An 8,081-nucleotide genomic window follows, 5' to 3' on the forward strand; every position below is an offset into this window, starting at 1 on the left:
ATACCTGCCTATCTTTATTATTAAACATTTGTAAAAAATAATAATAAAAAATACTTTCTTTTTATTAAAATGTTTAAGAAAGTATTTTTTATTTTTTTTATCCATTAATAATATAAAAACTAGGTATATGTTTATCTCAAACAAACTTATACCTAGTTCAAATCCTAAAAATATTTTTAATAGTATCTATTAATTATTTATTATTCTATTTTATTTATTTTTGTTCATTACTTTGCAGTAGCTAATCCAATTATTTTTTCTGCAAATTGTGATGGAACTTCTCCATATCTCTCTAATTCCATTTCAAAGTATCCTCTACCTTGTGTCATTGCTCTTAAATCTATTGCATATTTAAACGTCTCTGCCTGTGGAGCTTCTGCAAATATTATTTGTTTACCTTTGTTATCTGGCTCCATTCCAAATATTTTTCCTCTTCTCTTATTTATATCACCCATAACATCTCCCATATATTCTTCTGGAACAGTTATCTTAAGCTTCATTATAGGTTCTAGTAGTATTGGATGTGCTTCTTCCATACCTTTTTTAAAGGCGGCACTTGCTGCCATCTTAAAAGCCATTTCAGAAGAGTCTACGTCATGGTATGAACCATCATAAAGTGTAGCTTTTATATTTGTAACAGGATAACCTGCTAATATACCTTTTTGCATAGAATCCTTTAGACCTTTTTCAACTGCTGGTATATATTGTTTTGGTACAGACCCACCAAATATTTCTTCTGTAAATTCAAAATCAGACTCACATCTTTCAAATCTTATTTTTACATCTCCATATTGACCATGACCACCTGATTGTTTTTTATGTTTTCCTTGCACATCAGCAGTTCCTTTTATAGTTTCTCTATAAGGAACTTTAAGGTCATTTAATTCAACATCAACACCAAATTTATCTTTCATTTTATTTTTAATTGTTTTTATATGAAGTTCTCCTTGACCTCCTAAAAGGGCTTGTTTTGTTTCTGTATTTCTATACCAATGTAAAGTAGGGTCTTCTTCTATTAGTTTATTTAATACAGATGCTACTTTTTCTTCATCACCTTTATTCTTAGGAGTTACTGCATAATAGATTTGTGGTTTAGGGAAATCTATATTTTCCAAAGCTTCTGCATCTTTATCTGTAGATATAGTATCTCCTGTTTTTAGAGAATTAACTTTAGTTACAACTACTATATCACCAGCTTTAGCCTTTTCTACTTCTACTAGTTCACTATTTCTCAATGTATATATATTAGCTATTTTTTCTTTTACATTTTTATTTATATTAAAGACCTCTTTATCTTTAGAAAGTACACCTTCAGTAATTTTTATATATGACATCTTGCCAACAAATGGGTCAACCATAGTCTTAAAGACTAATCCTCTAAATGGTTTGCTTTCTTCTATAAAAATAGGTTCTAGATAATTTGATATAGTATCTAATATCTCTTTTGTTCCGATATTATTTATAGTTGAACCACAAATTACAGGTATAATGTCACCTCTTTGTATACCTATGACAATACCTTTTTGTATCTCTTCTGTAGTTAATTCTTCACCATTAAAATATTTATCTAGTATCTGGTCATCTGTTTCTGCTATAAGCTCCATTAATGCTTCTTTAACACTCATAGCTTGTTCCTTGAATTCACCTTCTAAATCATCTATGTTTTCAAATACATTATGTAACTTTACAAAGTTTTTATCTTTGTATATAGGGCTTATCATAGGAACTATCTTATTATTATATTTTTCTCTTAACATTGCTATTGCATCTTTATATCTTGCTTTTTCGTTATCTATTTTATTTATAAACATTATCTTAGGAATACTCTCAGTTAGCTCTAATGATTTCTCTGTACCAACTTGAATAGGTGCTGTTGCATCTATTACTATTATTGCTGCATCACTTGCTCTAAGAGATGATACAACGTCTCCACTAAAGTCAAAATATCCTGGGGTATCCAATAAGTTAAACTTATAATCATTGTACTCTATAGGTATTAATCCCATGCTATAAGTCATATTTACCTTGTCTGTTAATTTAGGTATCTTATTAGTGTTTGCTGTGTAAGCTATAGTTTCGATTAGATTTGTTTTTCCACATCCGCTATGTCCTAATACCGCTACATTTCTCAACATTTTACTATCATAAACCTTCATATAAGCACCCACCTTTTAAATTTATGTATTTTCTCTTAGCTGTTATTTCCTAAGAAATATTATGGAAAATATTTATTATTTTTAGAATTTTTAGATAACATTTTCCTTACTAGCTTTATTTCTACATATGGATGTAATTTTCCTCTTTTTTTTTAATAAATATTTAATTTAAATAAATAAAAACACTCTGAAACATTTTTTATTAAACATTTCAGAGTGTTTTTTTAATTATCTTAATTCAATTATTTCATTATCATTAATAATTGTTTATCTTCAACCATATCATCTTCTTTTACTTTGATTGACTTAATTACTCCATCAGTCTTAGCAACTATTATAGTTTCCATCTTCATAGCTTCTATAACTATTAATGGTTGATTTGCTTTTACTTCATCTTCTTCTTTAACCATTATTTTTATAACTTTACCTGGTATACTTGCTCCAATTTGAAGAGGATCATTCATATCAGCTTTTTCAACATTATTAATTTTTCCAGAGAAATTCTTATCTTTTATTTCTACTTCTCTAACCATTCCATTTAGCTCAAATCCTATAGTTCTAAATCCATTTTCCTTAACTTCACCGATTTCAACTAATCTTATTGTTAATACCTTACCTTCTTCTATTTCTACTTCACATTCTTCATTTTTATTCAATCCATAGAAGAATACATCACTTTCAAGTTTGGATATATCATTATAGTGTTGTAAATGTTTGATATAATCTTCATATACTTTTGGATATAAAGCGTAACTTATAACATTTCTTATATTAGCATTTATATCATATTTTTCATTTAAATATTTAGCTATTTCATCAAAATCTTCTGCTGGTAATAATGAACCTGGTCTTACTGTAATAGCTTCTTCACCTTTTAAAACCACCTCTTGTAAATCTTTTGGTATTCCACCTTCTGGTTGACCAATCATACCTTTACAGTAGTCAACAACAGAATCTGGGAATGATAAGTTTTTACCTTCTTCGATTATATTGTCTTTATCTAATTTATTTTTAGTCATAAAGATAGCTAAATCTCCTACTACTTTTGAAGATGGAGTTACTTTTATTATGTCTCCTACTACTTCATTAGCTTCTTTATATTTTTCTTTAACTTCATCAAATCTATTAACTAATCCTAAACTATCAGCTTGAGGTTTTAAGTTTGTGTATTGACCTCCTGGTATTTCAAAATTGTATATTTCTGCGCAAGAGTTAGTTAAATCACTTTCAAATTTATTATAAACTTTTCTTAAATCCTTATAATATTTTCCTAACTCATCATATCCAAATAAATCTATACCTGTATCTCTTTCTGTATTTTTAAGAGCCTCTACAATAGCATTAAGTGATGGTTGACTTGTAAGTCCTGCCATAGATTCTAATGCAGCATCAATTATGTCTACACCAGCTTCTGATGCCATTAAACAAGTTGCTACACCATTTCCACTAGTATCATGAGTGTGTAAATGTATTGGTGCTTTTACATTTTTCTTTAACTCTTTAACTAATGTATAAGCTGAGTATGGCTTAAGAAGACCTGACATATCTTTTATTGCTATTATATCTGCTCCTAAGCTTTCTAGTTCTTGTGCCATCTTAATATAATATTCTAGATTATATTTAGTTTTAGTCTTATCTAGTATATCACCTGTATAACACATAGTTGCTTCAACAATTTTTCCAGTTTCTAAAGCTGTATTGATAGATGGTTTCATATTTTCAACCCAGTTTAATGAGTCAAATATTCTAAATACATCTATACCTTGTCTAGCAGATTCTTTTGTAAATTCTTCTATTACATTATCTGGATAGTTTTTATATCCAACTCCATTTGATGCTCTAAGCAACATTTGGAACATTATACTTGGTATTTCTTCTCTTAGCTTTTGTAATCTACGCCAAGGTGATTCTTTTAAAAATCTATACGCAACATCATAAGTAGCTCCCCCCCACATTTCAAGTGAGAATAAATCTTTTTGATATTTTTCTGTTGGTTTAGCAGCTTTTAATAGGTCATATGTTCTTATTCTTGTTGCTAATAATGATTGATGTGCATCTCTCATTGTTGTATCTGTTAATAATAACTTTTTATCATTTTTTATCTTTTCTATATATGCAGATTTACCTAATTTATCAAAAAGTACCTTACTTCCTTCAGACTTTGAACCTTCTTTATCCATTCTTGGATCATGTAATGCATCAAATAACGGTTTCTCTTTGCAAGCATTATCATTTACAATTACATCACCTATGAATTGAAGTAATTTTGTTCCTCTATCTTTACTTTCTGTTATTTCAAATAAATCTGGATTTTCATCTATAAATTTAGTACTACATTTACCATTTGAGAATATAGGATTATTTAAAACATTAACTAAGAATCCTACATTAGTTTTAACACCTCTAACTCTAAGTTCTTTTATAGATCTTATAGTTTTATTTATTGCTCCTTGGAATGTTCTATCCCAAGATATTGTCTTAACTAATAAGCTATCATAGTGAGGACTTATGTTTGCTCCTGTAAATCCATTTCCTCCATCTAGTCTTATACCAAATCCTGAACCAGTTCTATAAACTTGAATTTTACCTGTATCAGGCATGAATTTATTCTTAGGATCTTCTGTAGTTATTCTACATTGGATAGAATATCCTCTTATTTCTACATCATCTTGTGATTTTATATTAATTTCTTCACTATCTAAGCTGTACCCTTGGGCTATTAATATCTGGCTTTGAACTATATCTATACCTGTAACCATCTCTGTTACAGTATGTTCAACCTGTACTCTTGTGTTCATCTCTATAAAATAATGTCCACCATTTGCATCTACTAAGAATTCTAATGTTCCTGCATTAGAATAACCCACATGCTTTGATAACTTAACTGCGTCTTCACATATTTCTTTTCTTACTTTATCATCTAGTGAAAAAGCTGGTGCATATTCTATTATTTTTTGATGTCTTCTTTGAACAGAGCAGTCTCTTTCATATAAGTGAACTATATTTCCATAGTTATCTCCTAATATTTGAACTTCTATATGTTTTGGATCAGCTATATATTTTTCTATAAATATAATATCTTCTCCAAAAGCTTTTCTTGATTCACTACAAGCAGTTTCATATTCAAGCTCTAAGTCTTCTTCGCAGTGTACAATTCTCATCCCTCTACCGCCACCACCATTAGATGCTTTTATCATAACAGGATAGCCTATTTTGTTTGCAACTTCTTTTGCTTCCTCAGTACTTCTTATTGCTTTTTCTACTCCTGGTATAGTTTGAACATTAACTTCTTTTGCGATTTTTTTAGAGTTTATCTTATCTCCCATCATATTCATTACTTTAGATGATGGTCCGATAAAGGTAATTCCATTCTCTTCACATTTACGAGCAAATTCTGCATTTTCTGCTAGAAAACCATATCCTGGATGTATAGCATCTACTTTTTTTCTCTTTGCTAGGTCTATTATTCCATCCATGTCTAGATATGCATCTATTGGACCTTTGCCTTCTCCTATTAAATATGATTCATCTGCTTTTGTTCTGAATAATCCATATTTATCTTCTTTACTATATATACCAACACTTTTTATTCCCAATTCTGAACAGGCTCTAAATATTCTTATAGCTATTTCGCCTCTATTAGCTACTAGTATTTTATTAAACTTTTTAAGCATACTCTATTCTTCTCCTTTATTGTTAGTGTAATATTAAAGATTATAGACTAAAATACTTTATTTTTGAAGATGTTTAAGCAAGTTCCTTAATTAATAAGATAAATTTATAAATATAAGTAATTTTTAGACTGTGTAAACTCAATTTACCTCACTAAAATTAAGGCATTTTTTATGGAATTTCAGAAGAATTTATGTGAAAATTTTTACAATTGACTTGATTTTATACTATTTTTTCCTATGTTTACATAATTATTTTCATCTTCCCGTAAGATTTTATATGTTTTTTTAATATCGTTCATACTTGTTTATACTTAATCTATTTGTCTAGATAGTCTCTTTACTACATCAGAAAGTTTTAAATGACCTAAATCTGCATATGCTACAGCTAGTATTATTTTTATAACTCTATCTACCTCATCTAATTTATATGCTCTAGCATTTATTATTGTGTATTTTGGCATAAGTTCTTCTAAACCTGATGCAAGTTCATCAGATAAAGTCATATATTCATCAAATTTCTCTTCATCAGATAAACTGACAGAATCATATTGCTCACTTATAAGAGCATCTAAGTAATTTAAATCTATACTTAATTGATATGCTATTACATCTTCTCTTTTTGTACTTTTACTTAAGTCCTTTTCAACTTTAAATTTACTATTTTTATCTATAGTTGTCTTAAGTTCTTCACTATCAACTATTTCATTTCCTATTATTATATACAAGTTTCTTACCTCCTAAATATAAAAACTTTTTCAAGCAAAAATAAAACCTCTAGTAAAATTACTAGAGGTTTGCACTGGTGGGATTAACAGGGCTCGAACCTGTGACCCCCTGCTTGTAAGGCAGGTGCTCTCCCAGCTGAGCTATAATCCCTCGATATTTATATGGTGCGCCCAAAGGGACTCGAACCCCTAACCTTCTGATTCGTAGTCAGACACTCTATCCAGTTGAGCTATGAGCGCATTTTATTGGAGGCGACACCCAGATTCGAACTGGGGATCAAGGAGTTGCAGTCCACTGCCTTACCACTTGGCTATGTCGCCGCCTTTTTGGTGATCTATCCGCGACTCGAACGCGGGACACCCTGATTAAAAGTCAGGTGCTCTACCGACTGAGCTAATAGACCATATAAGTTGGGGTGGATAATGAGAGTCGAACTCACGACCTCCAGAGCCACAATCTGGCGCTCTAACCAACTGAGCTATACCCACCATATATTAAAATTTAATGTGGTGGGCCATCAGGGACTCGAACCCCAGACCTACCGGTTATGAGCCGGGCGCTCTAACCAACTGAGCTAATGGCCCACATTAAATTTTAGTAGCGGTAATAGGAGTCGAACCTATGACCTTTCGGGTATGAACCGAACGCTCTAGCCAACTAAGCTATACCGCCATATTCTGGTGCCCAGAGGCGGAATCGAACCACCGACACGGGGATTTTCAGTCCCCTGCTCTACCGACTGAGCTATCTGGGCATTTGGCGGAGAGGGTGGGATTCGAACCCACGGCCCCTTTCGAAGTCACTGGTTTTCAAGACCAGCTCCTTAAACCACTCGGACACCTCTCCATTGGTGATCTATCCGCGACTCGAACGCGGGACACCCTGATTAAAAGTCAGGTGCTCTACCGACTGAGCTAATAGACCATACTTTTATTTGGCTGGGGATGCAGGACTCGAACCTACGCATACATGAGTCAAAGTCATGTGCCTTACCGACTTGGCTAATCCCCAATATATGTGGTGAGCGCACAGGGATTCGAACCCCGGACACACGCCTTAGAAGGGCGTTGCTCTATCCAGCTGAGCTATGCACCCACAATTTATATATGTATAAATTCAATAAAAATGGTGCGGATGAAGGGAGTCGAACCCCCACGCCAATGGCGCTAGATCCTAAGTCTAGTGCGTCTGCCAATTCCGCCACATCCGCGCATGTTTTGGTGGAGGATGGTGGATTCGAACCACCGAAGTCGATGACAACAGATTTACAGTCTGCCCCCTTTGGCCGCTCGGGAAATCCTCCGTATTAATTTTACATGGAGCTGGTGATAGGAATCGAACCTACAACCTGCTGATTACAAGTCAGCTGCTCTACCGTTGAGCCACACCAGCATTTTATTTTGGCGACCTGGAAGGGGTTCGAACCCTCGACCTCCAGCGTGACAGGCTGGCATTCTAACCAACTGAACTACCAGGCCGCAAATGGTGGGACCAACAGGGCTCGAACCTGTGACCCCCTGCTTGT

General features: G+C 32.6%; 3 protein-coding genes and 16 tRNA genes. All 19 read right to left on the minus strand.

Features of this window, described 5'->3' with window-relative positions:
• Nucleotides 1-227: 227 nt before the first annotated feature.
• The gene (locus KGF42_RS18075) at nt 228-2,156 is read right to left on the minus strand and encodes an elongation factor G (RefSeq protein WP_227822331.1); all 1,929 of its coding nucleotides are present in this window, start codon (nt 2,154-2,156) and stop codon (nt 228-230) included.
• Nucleotides 2,157-2,398: 242 nt separating this feature from the next.
• Nucleotides 2,399-5,830, minus strand: coding sequence for a pyruvate carboxylase (locus KGF42_RS18080; protein WP_227822332.1), 3,432 nt, complete (start codon nt 5,828-5,830; stop codon nt 2,399-2,401).
• 311 nt (nt 5,831-6,141) lie between these two features.
• Nucleotides 6,142-6,555 (minus strand): hypothetical protein, encoded by a 414-nt coding sequence (locus KGF42_RS18085; RefSeq protein WP_227826820.1) that lies wholly within the window; start codon nt 6,553-6,555, stop codon nt 6,142-6,144.
• Between the two features lie 75 nt (nt 6,556-6,630).
• A tRNA-Val gene (locus KGF42_RS18090) sits at nt 6,631-6,706 on the minus strand.
• A 12-nt stretch (nt 6,707-6,718) separates the two neighbouring features.
• Nucleotides 6,719-6,795: transfer RNA gene (locus tag KGF42_RS18095), tRNA-Arg, on the minus strand.
• 7 nt (nt 6,796-6,802) lie between these two features.
• Nucleotides 6,803-6,876: transfer RNA gene (locus tag KGF42_RS18100), tRNA-Cys, on the minus strand.
• Nucleotides 6,877-6,883: 7 nt separating this feature from the next.
• Nucleotides 6,884-6,959 (minus strand) — tRNA-Lys (locus KGF42_RS18105).
• Nucleotides 6,960-6,967: 8 nt separating this feature from the next.
• Nucleotides 6,968-7,044, minus strand: a tRNA-His gene (locus KGF42_RS18110).
• Between the two features lie 19 nt (nt 7,045-7,063).
• Nucleotides 7,064-7,140, minus strand: a tRNA-Ile gene (locus KGF42_RS18115).
• A gap of 14 nt (nt 7,141-7,154) precedes the next feature.
• Nucleotides 7,155-7,228, minus strand: a tRNA-Met gene (locus tag KGF42_RS18120).
• 6 nt (nt 7,229-7,234) lie between these two features.
• Nucleotides 7,235-7,310 (minus strand) — tRNA-Phe (locus tag KGF42_RS18125).
• A gap of 3 nt (nt 7,311-7,313) precedes the next feature.
• Nucleotides 7,314-7,402, minus strand: a tRNA-Ser gene (locus tag KGF42_RS18130).
• 2 nt (nt 7,403-7,404) lie between these two features.
• A tRNA-Lys gene (locus KGF42_RS18135) sits at nt 7,405-7,480 on the minus strand.
• An 11-nt stretch (nt 7,481-7,491) separates the two neighbouring features.
• Nucleotides 7,492-7,567: transfer RNA gene (locus KGF42_RS18140), tRNA-Gln, on the minus strand.
• Nucleotides 7,568-7,574: 7 nt separating this feature from the next.
• A tRNA-Arg gene (locus KGF42_RS18145) sits at nt 7,575-7,651 on the minus strand.
• Nucleotides 7,652-7,682: 31 nt separating this feature from the next.
• Nucleotides 7,683-7,766 (minus strand) — tRNA-Leu (locus KGF42_RS18150).
• 8 nt (nt 7,767-7,774) lie between these two features.
• Nucleotides 7,775-7,859: transfer RNA gene (locus KGF42_RS18155), tRNA-Tyr, on the minus strand.
• A gap of 14 nt (nt 7,860-7,873) precedes the next feature.
• Nucleotides 7,874-7,948, minus strand: a tRNA-Thr gene (locus KGF42_RS18160).
• Between the two features lie 9 nt (nt 7,949-7,957).
• Nucleotides 7,958-8,034 (minus strand) — tRNA-Asp (locus KGF42_RS18165).
• Nucleotides 8,035-8,081 lie beyond the last annotated feature (47 nt).

The organism is Clostridioides sp. ZZV15-6383, assembly GCF_020657735.1.
Lineage (GTDB): Bacteria > Bacillota > Clostridia > Peptostreptococcales > Peptostreptococcaceae > Clostridioides > Clostridioides difficile_D.